The 16,809-nt window shown below is 57.3% G+C and carries 14 protein-coding genes and 1 pseudogene; 6 read left to right on the forward strand and 9 right to left on the reverse strand.

The features are described from left to right. Window positions 1-7: 7 nt before the first annotated feature. The gene (ureC, locus tag C7476_RS02150) at window positions 8-1,720 is read right to left on the reverse strand and encodes an urease subunit alpha (RefSeq protein WP_114428250.1); all 1,713 of its coding nucleotides are present in this window, start codon (window positions 1,718-1,720) and stop codon (window positions 8-10) included. Window positions 1,721-1,898: 178 nt separating this feature from the next. Here ureC and C7476_RS02155 point away from each other — a divergent pair, with 178 nt between their 5' ends. Continuing rightward, complete coding sequence (locus tag C7476_RS02155) at window positions 1,899-2,282, forward strand: hypothetical protein (protein WP_114428251.1); 384 nt, start codon at window positions 1,899-1,901, stop codon at window positions 2,280-2,282. A gap of 92 nt (window positions 2,283-2,374) precedes the next feature. Here the strand turns inward: C7476_RS02155 and C7476_RS02160 are convergent, their stop codons facing one another. Genes C7476_RS02160 through C7476_RS02185 form a run of 6 tightly spaced genes read right to left on the reverse strand, consistent with a single transcriptional unit; the run spans window position 2,375 to window position 7,046 of the window. Continuing rightward, entirely contained in the window at window positions 2,375-2,680 is a 306-nt protein-coding gene (locus C7476_RS02160; RefSeq protein ID WP_114428252.1) for an urease subunit beta, read from the reverse strand. A gap of 10 nt (window positions 2,681-2,690) precedes the next feature. Further along, window positions 2,691-2,993, reverse strand: coding sequence for an urease subunit gamma (locus tag C7476_RS02165; RefSeq protein WP_106715462.1), 303 nt, complete (start codon window positions 2,991-2,993; stop codon window positions 2,691-2,693). Window positions 2,994-3,024: 31 nt separating this feature from the next. Then, on the reverse strand, window positions 3,025-3,855 hold the full coding sequence (locus C7476_RS02170) for an urease accessory protein UreD (RefSeq protein WP_114428253.1): 831 nt from the start codon (window positions 3,853-3,855) through the stop codon (window positions 3,025-3,027). Window positions 3,856-3,892: 37 nt separating this feature from the next. After that, window positions 3,893-4,705 (reverse strand): pyrroline-5-carboxylate reductase, encoded by an 813-nt coding sequence (gene proC / locus C7476_RS02175; protein ID WP_114428254.1) that lies wholly within the window; start codon window positions 4,703-4,705, stop codon window positions 3,893-3,895. 51 nt (window positions 4,706-4,756) lie between these two features. Then, window positions 4,757-6,082 carry an O-antigen ligase family protein gene (locus C7476_RS02180; protein WP_114428255.1) on the reverse strand — a complete coding sequence of 442 codons (1,326 nt, stop codon included), beginning with the start codon at window positions 6,080-6,082 and terminating at the stop codon, window positions 4,757-4,759. Then, window positions 6,051-7,046: a glycosyltransferase family 2 protein gene (locus C7476_RS02185; protein ID WP_114428256.1), complete on the reverse strand. Its 996-nt coding sequence runs from the start codon at window positions 7,044-7,046 to the stop codon at window positions 6,051-6,053. Before C7476_RS02185 ends, C7476_RS02180 begins: the two co-directional genes overlap by 32 nt. A gap of 249 nt (window positions 7,047-7,295) precedes the next feature. On the opposite strand from C7476_RS02185, the gene C7476_RS02190 reads away from it, so the two are divergent. From C7476_RS02190 to C7476_RS02200, 3 genes are read left to right on the forward strand one after another with little or no spacing between them, the layout of a single operon-like run. Further along, the gene (locus tag C7476_RS02190; protein ID WP_114428538.1) at window positions 7,296-8,486 is read left to right on the forward strand and encodes a glycosyltransferase family 4 protein; all 1,191 of its coding nucleotides are present in this window, start codon (window positions 7,296-7,298) and stop codon (window positions 8,484-8,486) included. Continuing rightward, window positions 8,483-9,247, forward strand: a complete 765-nt coding sequence (locus C7476_RS02195; protein WP_181872322.1) for a WecB/TagA/CpsF family glycosyltransferase — start codon at window positions 8,483-8,485, stop codon at window positions 9,245-9,247. Before C7476_RS02190 ends, C7476_RS02195 begins: the two co-directional genes overlap by 4 nt. Then, a complete protein-coding gene (locus C7476_RS02200) occupies window positions 9,244-10,107 on the forward strand; it encodes a DUF6492 family protein (RefSeq protein ID WP_114428257.1) in 864 nt (287 codons plus the stop codon). Before C7476_RS02195 ends, C7476_RS02200 begins: the two co-directional genes overlap by 4 nt. A 7-nt stretch (window positions 10,108-10,114) precedes the next feature. Here C7476_RS02200 and C7476_RS02205 read toward each other — a convergent pair whose 3' ends face one another. After that, a complete protein-coding gene (locus C7476_RS02205) occupies window positions 10,115-11,368 on the reverse strand; it encodes a lipopolysaccharide biosynthesis protein (RefSeq protein WP_114428540.1) in 1,254 nt (417 codons plus the stop codon). 274 nt (window positions 11,369-11,642) lie between these two features. Between C7476_RS02205 and C7476_RS02210 the strand changes: the two are divergent. Further along, window positions 11,643-13,547 (forward strand): annotated as a pseudogene (locus C7476_RS02210) (GumC family protein); the annotation flags it as partial. Between the two features lie 584 nt (window positions 13,548-14,131). Here C7476_RS02210 and C7476_RS02215 read toward each other — a convergent pair. Beyond that, on the reverse strand, window positions 14,132-15,385 hold the full coding sequence (locus tag C7476_RS02215; RefSeq protein ID WP_114428259.1) for a sarcosine oxidase subunit beta family protein: 1,254 nt from the start codon (window positions 15,383-15,385) through the stop codon (window positions 14,132-14,134). Window positions 15,386-15,737: 352 nt separating this feature from the next. Here C7476_RS02215 and folD point away from each other — a divergent pair, with 352 nt between their 5' ends. Further along, on the forward strand, window positions 15,738-16,637 hold the full coding sequence (gene folD, locus C7476_RS02220; RefSeq protein WP_114428541.1) for a bifunctional methylenetetrahydrofolate dehydrogenase/methenyltetrahydrofolate cyclohydrolase FolD: 900 nt from the start codon (window positions 15,738-15,740) through the stop codon (window positions 16,635-16,637). Window positions 16,638-16,809: the final 172 nt, after the last annotated feature.

The raw sequence follows: 16,809 nt of genomic DNA on the forward strand, positions 1-16,809 counted from the left end.
CCTCCCCTCAGAACAGAAAGTAGCGCTGCGCCATCGGCAGTACCGTTGCCGGCTCACACGTCAACAACTCGCCATCCGCCCGAACCTCATAGGTCTCCGGATCGACCTCCACATGCGGCGTGGCATCGTTGTGGATCATCGACGCCTTGGAAATGCCGCTACGCGTGTTTTCAACGCCGATCAGTTGTTTGTCGACACCGAGCGACTGGCGCAAGCCTGCCTCGACCGAAGCCTTGCTGGCAAAGACGACCGACGAGTTGCTGACATTCTTGCCATAGCCGCCGAACATATAGCGGTAATGTACGGGCTGCGGCGTCGGGATGGAAGCATTGGGATCGCCCATCGGTGCGGCAACAATCGAGCCGCCAAGCAGGACCATGTCAGGCTTGACGCCGAAGAAGGCCGGGTTCCACAGAACGAGATCGGCACGCTTTCCGACCTCGATTGAACCAACGTGCCGGGAAACACCCTGTGCAATCGCCGGGTTGATCGTGTATTTCGCGATGTAGCGCTTGACGCGAAAATTGTCGTTGTCGCCGGTTTCCTGCGCCAGGCTCCCGCGCTGGCGCTTCATTTTATCAGCGGTCTGCCAGGTGCGTATCAGCACTTCCCCAACACGGCCCATGGCCTGGCTGTCAGAGGAAATGATCGAAAACGCGCCGATATCATGCAGAATATCTTCGGCGGCGATCGTCTCCTTGCGGATACGGCTTTCGGCAAAGGCCACATCTTCCGGGATCGATGATGAGAGATGATGGCACACCATCAGCATATCGAGATGTTCGGCGATGGTATTTTTCGTATAGGGCCGCGTCGGATTGGTCGAAGATGGAATGACGTTGGGAAGCCCGCAAATCTTGATGATGTCGGGGGCGTGTCCACCACCAGCGCCTTCCGTATGAAAAGCGTGAACTGTGCGACCTTTGAAGGCGGCCACCGTGTCCTCGACGAAGCCGCTCTCGTTCAGCGTGTCGGTGTGTATCATCACTTGCACATCGTACTGGTCGGCAACCGAGAGGCAATTGTCGATTGCCGCCGGTGTCGTACCCCAGTCCTCATGCAGTTTCAGCGAGCACGCCCCGCCAAGGATCATCTCCTCCAGCGCTTTCGGCAGCGATGTATTGCCCTTGCCTGAAAGACCGATGTTCATGGGGATGGCGTCGAAAGACTGAATCATCCGGCCCATGTGCCAGGGCCCTGGCGTACAGGTGGTCGCCAGTGTCCCATGGGCTGGTCCTGTGCCGCCGCCAAACATTGTGGTAACGCCTGACATCAGCGCTTCCTCGATTTGCTGCGGGCAGATGAAATGGATATGGGCATCCATCCCGCCAGCAGTGAGGATTTTGCCTTCGCCCGCGATGATTTCCGTGCCAGGACCAATGATGATCGTCACGCCGGGTTGCGTATCGGGGTTGCCGGCTTTGCCGATTTCCGCAATCAGCCCATCCTTCAGACCGACATCGGCTTTATAAATACCACTGTGATCGACGATGAGTGCATTGGTAATGACTGTGTCGACGGCACCATCCGCACGGGCGATCTGGCTCTGACCCATGCCATCGCGAATGACCTTGCCGCCGCCGAACTTCACCTCTTCGCCATAGATAGTGAAGTCCTTCTCCACCTCGATGAAGAGTTCGGTGTCGGCAAGGCGCACCTTGTCGCCCGTCGTTGGCCCAAACATACGGGCATAGGCCGCGCGGGTGATTTTAGCGGGCATGGAACTTCCCTCTTGTATGGATAACGGAATGGACGACAACGGGCGGCGTCTGCCACATTTCTGCCGCGATATTGCCTTGGAAAAACCCGATCAGCGACCGCTTGAGATCGAATTCCGCATGTGAAGTGCGCGCGTCATCAGTAGATGATCGTTCGCCAATCTCGTGAAAGGAAAAACGATGCGAAAGATGATAGCCCTCGCGCTCTGTGCGGGATTCCCGCTTGCGACTTCTGTTGCTTACGCGCAGTCCGCGGCGCCGCAGGCTCCAAGCGCCGAGCAGCCCGCTCCAAAGAGCGAGACTCCAGCCAAGCCTGGTGCCACGGCCATTACCACCATCAATATCGTGGATATCAATGAACTGCCGGATGCAACCAAGACCCAGGTCAACGATGCGCTTGCCAAGCGTAGCGACGCAGACATGCAGAAACTGCGCACGTCGATCGACAAGTCGCCACAAGTCTCCGCGGCCCTGAAGGAAAAGGGGCTGACGTCCGCGGCGGTGGTCATTGCCAGCCTCGATTCCAAAGGCCTGCTGACCCTGGTGACCAAGAAGCCAAGCTGACAGGCACCTACCTGACCCATATCTGGAATATGCCCAGCGATCGGTGTTTCTCCGGTCGCTTGTTGTCGTGGAAATGAGGTCAAGCGGAGCGGTCAAAGCTTTCCCATGATCTTCTGCTGAAACCCGTAAACGGTCCGGTTCCCGCCGAGCGGCACGAGCGTAATATCACGCTCCTGCCCAGGCTCGAACCGGACCGCCGTTCCGGCAGCAATATCGAGACGCATGCCGCGTGCTTGATCGCGGTCGAATACCAGTGCGGAGTTGGCTTCGAAGAAATGATAGTGCGACCCGACCTGCACCGGACGGTCGCCGGTATTTGCCACCTTCAGCATGATGTTGCTGGCACCGGCATTCAGTTCGATTTCGCCTTCAGCCGTTATGATTGCACCGGGGATCATCTGCGGTTTCCTACCTTATCGGTTCGTGCACAGTGACGAGCTTCGTCCCGTCCGGAAATGTCGCCTCGACCTGTATGTCGTGGATCATCTCTGGAATACCTTCCATCACCTGTTCCCGGGTGATGACATGTGCCCCTGCCTGCATCAGATCGGCGACGGAACGGCCATCGCGGGCGCCCTCGACGACGAAATCGCTAATCAATGCAATGGCTTCCGGATGGTTGAGCTTGACGCCGCGTTCGAGTCGGCGGCGGGCGACCATCGCCGCCATAGAGATGAGAAGTTTGTCCTTCTCGCGTGGTGTCAGGTTCATGCTTTTCCTTTAGTCATACTCAGTTTTGCGTCTAGATTGACCAGACTTTAGGCACGCCTGCCTTTTCATTGAGCAGTTCTATCAATGGCACCAGCCGCTTCCTCAATGAATAGGCGTCGCCATCGACAAGCCTCGCAAGAAGCTTGCCAGACCAGAAGGAAACACCGCCTTTTGTGCCAACTATTTTTCGGCTCGGTTCAAGATGACGCTCGGCGTTGGCATCGAGCAGCAGGACAGTGGCCATGGTGCGCATCCCCCCAAACAGGGCAGGACGGCCCAGCATCGATGCTGTGTCGGGTCCGATTGTGAAATCTTCGGCATGGATCAGTCTGCCTTCGCGGCGAACGCGCCAGCGATCCCGGAACAAACAGGTCTGCACGTCCTCACCCATCGCCTTGCGACCGAACACGACGGGCTCCACGATCAAGACACGGCTCGTCTCGGCAAGATCGACGGTAAGGGTTCGCTTCAGTGCCGAGCCCTCAAACAAAATCGTCTCCTGCGGCAACCATGCGAGCGAGGCCCGCTCCCCCACCTTCAAGATGCTTGCCACGTCAGCGATATCGGCAGATGCCTTGTAGATGCGCTCGCATGCCTGAGTGGTGACCTGCGCCCGGCAGTTATCCGCGACGTCGAACCCCCAACGCATCTCGTCGCCCCCCGTCAGTCCGCCCGATGTGTTGATCATCACCGCCTCAAGCGAACGATCATCAATCTCGGGCAACCGAATCTTGGCGCAGCCTTCCTGATAAAGTGTGTCGATACGCGTACGACCATTGACGGGTTTTACAGCGAGATGCGCCGAGCCAAAGGCACGTTGCGGTTTTGCTTCGATGGCTGGATCAGACGGATGCACGCTCATTTCGGCACGCTATCGCAAGGATCCAGCTTGCGGAAGCTCAATAGGTGCCAAGTTCTATGGCGCGCTGGTGTGCCTTGAATACAGCCCGGATCATAAGCCGCTTGAGTTTGTCATGACCCATCAACACGTCGAGCGCGGCGGCAGTGGTACCCTTCGGGCTCGTCACCTGTTCGCGCAGCGTCGTTGGCGTGTCTTCGCTCGAAGCGGCGAGGACGCCAGCGCCGTAGACGGTTTGCATCGCCAGAAGCTCGGCCGTCTTTCGTTCGAGGCCAGCCACGACGGCCGCCTCGGTCAGGCATTCGATGAAGTGAAAAACGTAGGCGGGGCCCGAGCCCGAAACCGCGGTTGCCACGTCGATGAGTTTTTCATCGTCCACGGCTGCAACTTTTCCGCTGGTCTTCAACAAGGTATCGACAAACGCGGCATCCTCGTCGCTCACGTTCGAGTTGCGGAACGTGACGATCATGCCTTTGCCGATCGCTGCAGGCGTATTCGGGATGGTGCGGATAATCGCGGTCTTTTCGCCCAGAAATTCTTCGAACAACCCAACCTTGACGCCCGCAGCGACACTGACGAACGTCGAACCGGCGGCGAAACGCTCATAGGCGGGCAGCACGTCGCGCATCACCTGCGGCTTGACTGCGATGAGGATAATGCGCGGCGCCAGATTGTCTTCGAGCCTGCTTGCGTTGGCATGCGCATGAACACCGAGCGTTGCCGCCCGTTCACGCAGCGCATCGGTTGGCTCTACCACCGTGACCTGATCTGGCTTCAATATTCCTGCGTCCAGCCAGCCCTTGAGCATGGCAAAGCCCATATTGCCGCAACCGACCAGAACCACATTATCCATTTCATTCTCCCGCTGATGTCGCGGCACTTTGATCCGGCCGAGTGCGCCCGGTCAACTGGTCCTGTGCGAATTTATGCGCGCGAGGATGGGAACGCGGGCGGTCATGCGCAGACCGAAACACGCCATCACCACGAGCAGCCACACGGGATCTGCACGCCGGAAGAAGAAGCTCTCAAGAAAAGCGTTCATCAGCGAAAATGTCAGGCACATCATGAAAAAGTCGGCCATGAACACATTCTCCCGCTTTTTCAGGCAGCGCGCATAGTCAAAAAGCGGCAGCACAATCAAGACGATGAGCGCGCATATCATGGCCGGATAACCCATGGCGATCGCAATATCGAGATAGCCATTATGCGCGTGCACAATGCCGCGAACGTCCCAATCGAGGTAGTAGCTCGGATTTTCCGCCTGCCGCACGACCGGCGCTTCCCAGAAACTTTCAAAACCATAGCCGCGCCACGGTGTTGCGGCGAGTTTTTCCAGTCCGAACTGCCAGATGGATGTGCGGCCGGTAAACGTGGTGTCTGCGCCGAGCTGAACGAGGAGATCGTGCGTTGCCGGGAAGAAGAGTGTTCCTATGGTGAAGAAGAAGAATCCGATTAAAGCTGCGGCGATCAACACGGCAGCGATCATACGAAAGCCGAACATTCCGGGGAACATGACGAGGAAAATCACGATTGGCACCAGCGCCGTCGCCGTCTTCGAACCGGTATGCGCAACAAACCAGAGCGCGAGCATCAGCAGGACAATGCCAGTCCCGCGCCAGCCGCGACGCAGCAGATATATGCCAGCAAAGGAGAACGCCGCCATGACCGGTCCGGCAATATTCTTATGCGCGAAGATACCGCGCCAAAGCCCCGCATGTTCGGCTTCGATTTCGTTGGCGGTATGCTTCGCGAGGTCCGGAACGAGAACCAGACCGGCATAGGAGAGCGTCAGCACGGCAAAGGCTGCGATCACCAGCGCCAGTGAAAATCCATCGGCATCGCGCGGAAGCGCCAGCACCGCGATCATGCATAAAGCGGCGATCACAGTGAAGAGCACAGCGCGTTGAGCGGCTCCGGGATCGGTGGCGGCAAATGTCGACAGGAAAAGAAAGCCGAACATGACGATCCACATCGGGCTGATGAGGGCAACAAGCGTACGCGGGTTCGCAAGCACCATCATCGCAAGCACGGAGATGCCGCCCAAGGCGCCGAAACCGAGCTGATTGACGAGATCCCCGCCGCTCCCCGCGATTGCCGTACTTGCCGGTTGGAACGGGCGGAACGAAATCAACAGCACGCAAAGGATGATCGCCGCGACAAGACCGGCGACCAGTCGCATTGGGATCGCGGATTCCGCGTCAGTTCTTTTCAGGTTGTCGATACTGCTCATTCGCATATCCGAATTCCGCTAGAACGCGGCCAACGCCAACATAGATCTGATAGGCGCCGATGGACAGAGATCCCGTCTGTATGACCTTGATCACGGCCCGCAGCGGCGAGACCGCCAGAAGTGCCAGACTCTTCAGGACTGTCTTCGCTCCGCCAAAAGGTTCGCCGCCACGCTTGCGCTTTTCGATCAAGGTGGAGATCACGCCATTGCGCAGTGCCCGTGCCCGGATCCAGTCCGCCTCGACGCGCCTTGCCGGGATGGTCTCGTAAACGGGTGCTTCCGCGCACCAGGCAATGGTGAAACCGTTGACGACGCTGCGGCTGATCAAATCCGAATCACCGCCGCCCATGAAGTTGAATGCGAGATCGAGAAACGGAAATGGCATGGCCTCGAGCACATTGCGCCCGACCAGCAGATTTCCGGATGAATAGATGATCGGCACACGACCCGTGCGGGTATGATGGGGGCTGAAAACCGGATGTGTCGACCATTTCGTATGTTCCGGCTTGGCGAAGACCGGAAGTTGCGGCCCGCCGACAAAGTCGACACCATAGCTCTCTCGCGTCGTGCACATGTTTTCCAGCCAAGTCGGATCGGCTATCTCATCGTCGTCGATAACCAGCAGTGACGAGAAATTTGGAAAGGCCTTCAGCGCGGTCAACCATCCTGCATTGTAGGCGTTACAATTGCCGCGATCATGCGCAATGATCAGCAGGCCCGGAAGTTCGCCACTCTCGAACAGCGGTTTCGCCGCTTCCGCGCCCTCACGTTTTTCGGTCTCGTTCTCCATGACGATGACGGCAAAGCGCCGTGTGGTTACTTGCGCTTTGAGCGACGCCAAGGTTTTCAACAGATGTTCCGGACGTTTGAACGTCGGCAACGTCACCACGACATCGATCGTTTCGGGCTTGAGGCCGGGTGACTGTGCCACGACGCTGATATTTTCTGGGAGATCGAGATTCATCGCCGGAGTATTTATCCGTTATCCATGGTTACAACTTATAAGAGTCGGTTATTCAACATTTCATTACGTTCTGGAGAAAAACCCGTTATGAAGCGCGTTGGCGCTAAGAGACTTCCGAAACTTCAGCCTGATGAGGCAGGTGATGTGGTTTTCGAGGACCGGAGCGCAATGGACGTTAAAGTCCATGAGCACCGGAAGCGCAGAAAATCGCATCAGATGTCCGTCAGGATGGAGTTGGGAAGTCTCGTTATGCATTTGCTGTTCGTAACATCGATAGTACCGGATGGTAAGCCGACGACCGGCTATGAGATTGCCAACAAAGCGATCATCGATGGCCTTGTGCGTGCCGGCGCTCGCGTCACCGTGATCGGATTTGTCTGGCCCGGAAGCAAGCCGCTTGATCCGTATAACACGATCATCCTCGGTGAAGTGGATGTGCGTAACGACACAGCGAACTTTGCGCAAAAGTTGCGTTGGTTCGGCAAGGCAATGATGTCAGGTCTCACGGTTTCGTCGGTCAAGCTGCGCGTCGTCACCAAGGAGACTTTTCGTGCCGCAATCGCCTCGGTGGAGCCCTTCGACGCTTACGTGCTGAACGGCGTGCCATTGCCCGGAGCATTCGAGGACTGTTTCGACGATAAGCCGCAAATCTTTATCGCGCACAATGTCGAACATCGCTCCGCGCGCGAGAATGCCGAGGCGGCAACCAGCTCCGTACAGAAATATCTGTTCAGCCGGGAGTCCCGGCTTCTGATGGGACTTGAGAAGCGGTTGTGCGGCAGGGCGTCGTTCGTCTTCACGCTCGCCGATGACGATATTGATGCGTTGGGCTTATCCGGAACCGGACGTGCCGCGGCACTTCCTCTCGTGACCGGCGCCGATACGGCAAAAAGCAAAGGCCGCAAAGTAGTACGCGACCTTGGCCTGATAGGAACCTGGACATGGCAGCCGAACCGCATCGGTCTTGAATGGTTCCTGCGTGAGGTCGTACCGCATCTGGACAAGGATATCGGCGTGACGGTTGCCGGAAGTACCCCGGCAGATATCAAGGCTGCATGGCCCGAAGCTACCTTCGCGGGTCGTGTGGCGGACGCTACGGATTTTGTCTGCGGCTGTGCCGTGATCCCGCTGATCAGCCGCGCCGGGAGCGGCGTGCAGCTCAAGACGATCGAAACATTCGAACTGGGTTTGCCCAGCGTCGCCACCGCGCTTTCTGTGCGCGGCATCGCGGATATTCCGGATAATTGCGTTGTCGCCGATGATCCCGTCGCCTTTGCCAAGGCGGTCAACGCCAGGGTGGCCCGCGTGCGCGCAGGAGAGGACTTGGTGCGTGAGGGAGACGCCTTCCGCGCGGCGCAATTGGTACGCTTCGACCAGCATATAAGATTGGGACTGGACCGTCTTGAAGCCCGGATTGTAAATGGGCGTGCGGCCGCATGAGTTTGGGCAAAACGGATATTCCACGTCGTACGATTCTTGGCGTAGAAGTTGTCGCGTTACCTTGGATGGACGCCATAGAAGTCATGCGGGAGCGTATTGCGCAACAGCGCTTCGCTTTGGTCACCTGGCTCAATGCCCACAATGCCAATCTCACGCAGGAGAATGTTGATTTCCGTCAGGCTTTGAATCAATTCCTCGTTCTTCCCGATGGCTTCGGGGTCGATATCGCCTCGAAACTCCTGCATGGCACACCTTTTCCGGCCAATCTCAACGGTACGGATTTTACGCCCGCGCTCCTTGAGGCAGAGACCAGCTCTCTGCGCGTTGGCCTCATCGGCGCGCGCCGTGAAGTGGTTGAAAAGGCTGCGGAGAGCTTCAGGCAACTTGCGCCCCAGCATGAAATCCGCGTGATCAGTGACGGCTTCTTCAAGAGCGAACATCAGCCATACATTCTGCGTGTCCTGAAAGAATATCATCCGCATATCCTGCTCGTCGCCATGGGTGTACCGCGACAGGAGATGTTCATGGCGAACAACTTGACGGCCGAACATTGCACCTTGGCCTTTGGCGTTGGCGCGCTGTTTGATTTCATGGCGGGCGCTGTGCCTAGGGCTCCCTTGATCGTGCAGAAGCTGCGCTTTGAATGGCTTTATCGCCTTGTTCAAGAACCGGGCCGGTTGTGGTACAGATACATTGTGGGCAATCCGCTTTTTCTGCTACGCGTCATGCGGGCGAAATTCAAAGCCGGCAGGGGCGCATGACGAAAACGGCACTTGTTACCGCGAGTTATGCACCCGATTTCGAGCGCTGCAGATTGCTCTGCGAAACTATTGATCGGTTCGTCACGGGCTACACCAGACATTATATTTTGGTCGAGCATCGCGACGTTGCGCTGTTCAAGCAGCTGGAAGGTCCGCGCCGTGTAGTGATCGACGAGAACGATCTATTGCCCCGCTGGATCAGGCCGTTTCCGGATCCGAGCAATTTCGGTCGCCGTCGCATTTGGCTGTCGCCAAGGACGATGCCATTGCGCGGCTGGCACGTGCAGCAGTTTCGCCGTATCGCCATTGCAGCACACGCGGATGAAGACGCTTTCTTCTACATCGATTCCGATGTCGCTTTCCTGAAATCTTTCGATTGCGCCTCGGTCTGGCGGGGCAGCGATTTGCGCCTGTTCCGCCGCGATGGCGACCTGTTGCGTCCTGTGCCCGGTGATCAACTCATCTGGTCTGAACACGCGGGCCAGGTGCTCGGGCTCGTTCCCGTGAGCCCAGCAGGACACGACTATATCGGCACCTTGATAGCCTGGCGGCGAGACGCGTTGCTGACCATGTGCGCCCACATCGAGAGGATCACCGGCCGCCATTGGATCGCAGCTATCGGGCGTTCGCGCCGGTTTTCCGAATGCATGATCTATGGCCGCTATGCCGATGAAGTCCTGATGGCCGAAGGGCACTATCATGACGCCGCTGAATTCTGCCGGGTCTACTGGTTTGCACCTGCGCCAACGGACGCGGAGTTCCTTGCCTTCATTGAAGCGATGACACCGGAACAGGTCGCGATCGGCATGCAATCCTTTATAGGCGACGATACGGCCCGCATCCGGAAATTGTTAGCGTAGCAAATTCTCACACGCGCCGCGCCGGCTTTTTTACAGCTCTATATGTGAGATATGCCGATAGCAGATAAAGCACGGCGAACATGGCATTCAGCCAGATCATCCAATCGTGGGTATCGAGAAACACGACAAGAATCCACGAAAGCAGTGCAGCCTTGGCGATGCCGAGCAAGGCGAGATTGAGTGCACGCAAGCCAGATTGGCCGCGCGCATAAAGGATTTCCGCCTGATATTCGATAAGATTGCGCAGTCCCGGTACGAGCAGGACCAATGGCAGCAGTGAAACAACCGAGGCCACATTCGCGCCAAGCGCTCGCGGGAAAATGGTGAGGAAGATTGCAAGCGCCGCCAGTCCGAGTGTCGACACCAAAAATACGCCAAGCTCCAGCCCGCCTCGGATTTTGAGCGATTTCAGCATGTCCGGCGTTCGCATCAACTTCTGCACCAGCATCATATTGAATGAGCGGACGGGAAGGGCGGTCAAATCGACGAGCCGCATGATGATGGCATAGACACCTGCCGTCTGCGGTCCGCCGACTGCAAGCACCAGCAGCTTGTCCATTTCGGATTGGACGTAGAAGAGTACCTCGGCACCTGTGACGGCAAAGGAATCCGCTAGCCTGCGACGATAGAGCTTGGGAATAAGCCGCAGTCGCACGTGCGGGTAGAAGAAGAGGATAGCGATAAGAAGCGCAACGCCGTTCGCCCCCGCATACCACCAGCTCCATATTGCGAGGTTGGTCACGCTTGAGAACGCGAACAACACTGCCGCCACCGCCCGTAACGCTGTACCGATAATGACCAGCAATGCTGCCCGGCCAAAGCGGTTCATGCCGTTATTGACGATGACCACAACTTCCAGCGACCGCCAAAGCAATGCTTCCGCCGCAACGATCACCGCAAAGGTACCGAGCGCGAGATCGGCGCCGAAGAAAATCAGATGCATCAGATAGGCTGCAAGAATGAAGATCGGCAACGACACGACGACCGCCACGAGAAAGCCGCCCGTATAGGCGCCGATCAATTGCGGCTTCACGGTGGAAATCCGGTAAAGCGGCGAAACGAAGCCGAAGGAAACGAGGCGCGACAGGACGACGCCGGTTGCCGATGCCGTCGCAAACAGACCGAACTCCGCAATCGAAAGTGTATTGGCAAGCGCCACGAAATAGGCGAGCGAAATGACCAGCCGCCCCGCCGATCCACTGATCACGGAGAAATAGTCGCGGATAAGCCCCGCATTGGCTTTCAGATGGCGTGCAACCAATTCCATGTCCTGCCGGATATGCCTGAATCAAGGCTGCGGGGAAAGCACTGCCTCAAGCGTCACTTCGCCGGATTTCTACATCAAAAGACTTAACGGCTTGTATTTGCCGTTTTGAAACGTGGTATAGATGACATCCAGGGCAAGGTTAGCTTGCAGACATATGGGTGCTGATAATTAACGATTTATTTTCCATAGAACTTTAGGTTGAATTAACTGTGGGTGTGGTGCCGCAAATGAATCGCGTTGGTTGGGCGATCGTGGAGTTGAAGTGGGAATGAGTAATCGCGAAAACGAGACGGCAAAGCGGCCGCGGCGCTCGCTTCTCTCGTTTGCCAGTCAGCCAGAATCGGCGGGAGACACTCATGTCGACCCCGAACCCTTGAGCACGTCCATCCGCGGCGAAGACAATCTCGATCACTATCACCGCATGCGCGCCTTGCGCTTGGCGGCCGGCAGCGAAATCTCGCAACCATCATTGAGTGATATTCCCGAGGACCTCAGTTCCGAAGAAGCCGAGCAGGATGCGGTCAATCGCATGCGCGCCGACATGGCCGCGATCAAGGCAGAGCTCAACCGCCGCGTCGATGCTGCCGAACAAATTACGCCACAGCGCGAAGAACCTTTGCTGTTGATTGATGAGCCGGTCCGTGCCGAAGCGGAAACTCCAATCGTCACTGCAAGATCCGAACCCGAGCCGATAGAGCAGTTCCAGGAAAAGTCGGAACCGGTTTTCCGTCCGGAAAACAAGGAGCTAGAGCCGGACCCTGAACCTGCTATCGCACTGGTTCCGGTGCGCCGGCAGGCTCCGCGCAAAGTACAGCCGGTCGAATATCAAAGCGATGAATGGCGGCCGCTCGTTGACCCGCGTATCGTGATCAATCGCGTTGGCCGTTCCAAGGGTCTGATTATCGCAACAACGATCATCGGTACGCTTCTTGGCGTTGGCTATGCGATGACCTTGCCGAAGCTCTACGCCTCGACTGTTGAAGTGCTTGTCGATCCGCGCGATCTCAAGATCGTCGACAAGGAGATTTCGTCGAGCCAGCTGCCAGTCGATGCATCGCTGGCCATCGCCGAAAGCCAATTGCGCGTCATTCAGTCGAGCAGTGTGTTGACGAAGGTGATCGATCGCACGGGACTCGCCAAGGATCCGGAATTCAATGGGGACCTCAAGGAGCGAGGCCTTCTTGCATCGATACAGGACCTGTTTTCCACCGATAGCACGCCGGATGAGACAACGCGTGAAACCGTTCTCCTGCGCAATCTCTATGATCATCTTGAGGTAGAGCGAAGCACCAAGAATTTCATCTTCAATATAACTGTGAAATCAAGGGATCCGCAGAAGGCGGCCTTGATTGCCAACACAGTGTCCGACGTCTTCCGTGAGGAGCAGGGCAATATCCAGTCCGACACGGCCCGGCAGGCCACGGAGTCTCTGACCGCACGGCTCAATGATCTGCGCGCAGGCGTCCAGGATGCAGAGAATGCCGTGCAGAAATTCAAGGCGGAAAATGACCTTGTCGACGTACAGGGCAGGTTGATCAGCGATGATGAGATCACGCGCACGAATGACGAACTCACTCAGGCGCGCAACCAATCGATCCGGCTCAAGGCGCAGGCTGACTCCATCCGCAATACTTCCGTCGAAGGCGTGCTCGGCAACACACTGCCGGAAGAATTCCGCTCCGGTGTCATAGTCGCCCTTCGCTCGCAATATGGTGCGCTGAAGCAACAGGCGGACGGCCTCGCCACCAAGCTTGGGCCACGTCATCCGCAACTTATTCAAGCCCAGTCCCAGGTTGTTGGAGTTCGCAACGAAATCCGCAACGAGCTTGGCCGTATTGCGTCTTCGGTGCAGGTCGAACTACAGCGTGCCACCCAGCAGGAACAGGACCTGTCATCACGGCTGGCGCAGCTGAAAGCGCGTACCGCCAACAACAACGAGGACATGGTCAAGCTGCGCGAGCTCGAACGGGAAGTCACCGCCAAGCGCGAAGTCTATGAAGCCTTCCTGTTGCGCGCAAAGGAGACTGGCGAACTCGAAGGCATGAACACAACGAATATCCGCGTCATTTCCCCGGCGCGACCCGCACTTGAAAGCACAGGCGGTTCGCGCAAACTCGTTGCAATTGGCGGCCTGCTCGGCGGGCTCTTGGCCGGTCTCGGAATCGCCGTGTTGCTTGGCATGATCGAAAGCTTCCGTGCTGGCAATCGCGCTCCTGTTTATGCCGAGGATGAACCGCCAGTCGATCCGGTGCCGCCATCCGGTACGAAGCGCACCGTTTCGCCCGAACGTGCTGGCTCTGCCTCCGCAGTATCTTCTGAATCTCGACTTGGCGCAGCAATACGGCGTGCGCAAACGCGGGCCATGGCGTCTGACACAGCTGAATTTGAGGACTCACCGCATTCTGCTGATGACGAGGCCGCGATTGCCGAGTTTCTATACGAGCATGCTGACGCGCTGGTCGGGCCACGCCACCATGACAATTCGAACATCGAGGAAATGCTGGCCGAGATCGCGGCGTTGCGCGAAGTCCTGCGTCTACGCGCCGGCTGAGTTTTTATCTCCCCCCTTGTGGGGGAGAAAGCGATTTCAGTATCTTAGCGCTAGCTAAGTGCTAGAAATCGCAAGAGAGGGGGATTTGCTTCACTGGATTACCCCTCACTTCGATTTTCTAAGAATTTAGCAAAGAGGCCAAATTCAAGAAAATCCTTTCTCTCCCACAAGGGGAGAGATAATCGGCATCAGCCGTTGCGCATTACTTAATGCAATCTTGGCGTCGGGCCTTGCCCTTTGTCGTCAATAACGTAGCCGCGATAAAACCGGTCCAGTGTAAAGGGTGCAGACAGCGGATGCGGCTCATCCTTGGCGATTGTCCAGGCGAAGCATTTTCCTGAGATCGGCGTCGCCTTGAAGCCGCCGTAGCACCAGCCGGTGTTGAGATACATGCCCGGCAGTGGACCCGTGGTGATGATCGGCGAGCCATCCATGGTCATGTCCATGATCCCGCCCCACGAGCGCAGCAGCTTGACGCGCGCCAGTGCCGGGATGAGCGCAACGAATTCGCTCATCACATCCTCAACCACCGGCAGGTTGCCGCGTTGCGCATAGGAATTATAGCCGTCGATGTCGCCGCCAAAAACAAGGCCGCCCTTGTCGGACTGGCTGAAATAGAGGTGACCGCCGCCGAAAGTCGCCACTGTATCGACCACAGGCTTCAGCGCTTCCGAGACGAACGCCTGCAGCACATGCGATTCAAGTGGCAGGCGGTCGATACCGGCGCGCCGCATGAGCTCACTGGTGTGCCCGGCTACAGCACAGCCAACCTTTTTGGCATTGATAGGCCCGCGTGTAGTCATGACGCCTGTGACGGTGTCGCCGTCCTTCAGGAAGCTTGTGACCTCGCAATTCTCGATGATATCGACGCCGAGCTGGTCAGCGGCGCGCGCGTAACCCCATACGACCGCATCGTGCCGTGCAGTCCCCGCACTACGCTGCATCAACCCGCCAAGAATGGGAAAGCGCGCGTTACTGCCGATGTCCAGCCCGGGGATAAGTTTCTTGATTTGCTGCGGATTCATCAGTTCGCAGTCGATACCGTTGAGCCGCATCTGGTTGCCGCGTCGCGCATAGATATCGAGCTGCGGCAGCGTGTGGGCCAGATTCACCACGCCGCGTTGCGAGAACATCACATTGTAGTTGAGGTCGTGGGACATGGTTTCCCATAGTTTCATCGACGCTTCATAGAAATGCTGGTTCTCTGAAAGAAGATAGTTGGAGCGAATGGCCGTGGTGTTACGGCCTATATTTCCGGATCCGAGCCAGCCCTTTTCCACGACAGCGATATTGCGCATGCCGTGCTCCTTGGCCAGATAGTAGGCGGTGGCAAGACCATGGCCGCCGCCGATGATCACCACGTCATATGCTGGTTTCGGATCGGGCTTGCGCCAGGCGGGTCTCCAGTCCTTGTTGCCGTTGAGGGCGTTTTTCAAAAGGCTGAAGGCTGAATAGCGCATAGGAGTTCCCGGATTCGTTTTATCGCGATCATGCTTGCATTCATCGGCTTAGCCAAGACGCTCATTTTGCATTGCCATTGTGCGTGGTTCGACGGGGCTCACCATGAGGGAATTAGGTTGATTGCAGGGACGACAATGACGAACCTTGCAGCCCAAAAATCTCCCTCATGGTGAGCCCCGTCGAACCACGCACAATGGCAATGCAACGATTACAGCCCGCAGCCGGGATATTGCCGCATTGCGATCCGCACCCGCTTTCGCTATTGCGTCAGTGAACGCCGTTATGGCGGTATTGTTGGCGCGTAAAATCAACAGAATGGCGCTCAAAACCGTGAACTTCCAGGAGCAGCACATGGCAGTGACGATCAATGGCAGGGAAATTGCCGAGGACGTGGTTTCGAAGGTCAAAGCTTCTGCCGCCGATCTGATCGAAACCAGCGGGATCACACCCGGCATCGCCGTTGTTATCGTTGGCGAAGATCCGGCCAGTCAGGTCTATGTTGCGTCAAAGGGCAGGAAGGCGCGAGAATGCGGCTTTCACTCAGTCCAATATACTTTGCCGGAAGATACTTCAGAGGACGAGCTCGTCGCGCTGGTTGAAAAGCTCAATGCCGATCAGCTGATCCATGGCATCCTCGTCCAGCTTCCTTTGCCGAAACACATCGATTCCGGCCGCATCATCCAGACGATCTCGCCGGACAAGGACGTTGACGGCTTCCATTTCGTCAATGTCGGCAAGCTGGGCACCGGCGAAATCGAGACGGCTTTCGTTCCCTGCACCCCAGCCGGGTCGATGCTGTTGATCGAGCGCATCCTGGGACGGGATCTCTCGGGCCTCAATGCAGTGGTCATTGGCCGTTCCAATATCGTCGGCAAGCCGATGTTCAACCTTTTGCTCGCCCACAATGCCACAGTTACCATTGCGCATAGCAAGACCAAGGATCTCGCCGCCCTTTGCCGGACAGCCGATATTCTGGTTGCTGCCGTCGGCAGACCGCAAATGGTCAAGGCCGATTGGGTCAAGCCCGGCGCAACGGTTATCGACGTCGGTATCAACCGCATTCCAGCTCCCGAAAAAGGTGAGGAAAAGACCCGCCTCGTCGGTGATGTGGACTTCGCTGACGTGTCAACGGTCGCTGGCGCTGTTACGCCTGTCCCGGGTGGTGTCGGGCCCATGACCATCGCTATGTTGATGGCCAATACGCTCGTCGCCGCCTATCGCTCGGTCGGCGAAGTGCCGCCGCGCTTCTGACGGCTTGCTCAATCAGGGAATCCGGTTAGGGTCTGCTGAGATTCAGGTCAGGGCGAGCCGAAAATGGCGCTTATTGAGAACCGGAGCGCAGTGAACATTCTTGTTCATGAGCACCGGATCGCAGAAAAGTGCCATTTGCAGGCCGTCATGGCGTGAATATCAACAGACCCTA

The sequence above is a fragment of the Phyllobacterium bourgognense genome (genome assembly GCF_003337575.1).
Classification (GTDB): Bacteria; Pseudomonadota; Alphaproteobacteria; order Rhizobiales; family Rhizobiaceae; genus Phyllobacterium; species Phyllobacterium bourgognense.

Coding starts and splice junctions, on each gene's coding strand:
- ureC (WP_114428250.1), bottom strand. CDS start 1,720: ATGCCCGCTAAAATCACCCGCGCGGCCTATGCCCGTATGTTTGGGCCA.
- C7476_RS02155 (WP_114428251.1), top strand. CDS start 1,899: ATGCGAAAGATGATAGCCCTCGCGCTCTGTGCGGGATTCCCGCTTGCG.
- C7476_RS02160 (WP_114428252.1), bottom strand. CDS start 2,680: ATGATCCCCGGTGCAATCATAACGGCTGAAGGCGAAATCGAACTGAAT.
- C7476_RS02165 (WP_106715462.1), bottom strand. CDS start 2,993: ATGAACCTGACACCACGCGAGAAGGACAAACTTCTCATCTCTATGGCG.
- C7476_RS02170 (WP_114428253.1), bottom strand. CDS start 3,855: ATGAGCGTGCATCCGTCTGATCCAGCCATCGAAGCAAAACCGCAACGT.
- proC (WP_114428254.1), bottom strand. CDS start 4,705: ATGGATAATGTGGTTCTGGTCGGTTGCGGCAATATGGGCTTTGCCATG.
- C7476_RS02180 (WP_114428255.1), bottom strand. CDS start 6,082: ATGAGCAGTATCGACAACCTGAAAAGAACTGACGCGGAATCCGCGATC.
- C7476_RS02185 (WP_114428256.1), bottom strand. CDS start 7,046: ATGAATCTCGATCTCCCAGAAAATATCAGCGTCGTGGCACAGTCACCC.
- C7476_RS02190 (WP_114428538.1), top strand. CDS start 7,296: ATGCATTTGCTGTTCGTAACATCGATAGTACCGGATGGTAAGCCGACG.
- C7476_RS02195 (WP_181872322.1), top strand. CDS start 8,483: ATGAGTTTGGGCAAAACGGATATTCCACGTCGTACGATTCTTGGCGTA.
- C7476_RS02200 (WP_114428257.1), top strand. CDS start 9,244: ATGACGAAAACGGCACTTGTTACCGCGAGTTATGCACCCGATTTCGAG.
- C7476_RS02215 (WP_114428259.1), bottom strand. CDS start 15,385: ATGCGCTATTCAGCCTTCAGCCTTTTGAAAAACGCCCTCAACGGCAAC.
- folD (WP_114428541.1), top strand. CDS start 15,738: ATGGCAGTGACGATCAATGGCAGGGAAATTGCCGAGGACGTGGTTTCG.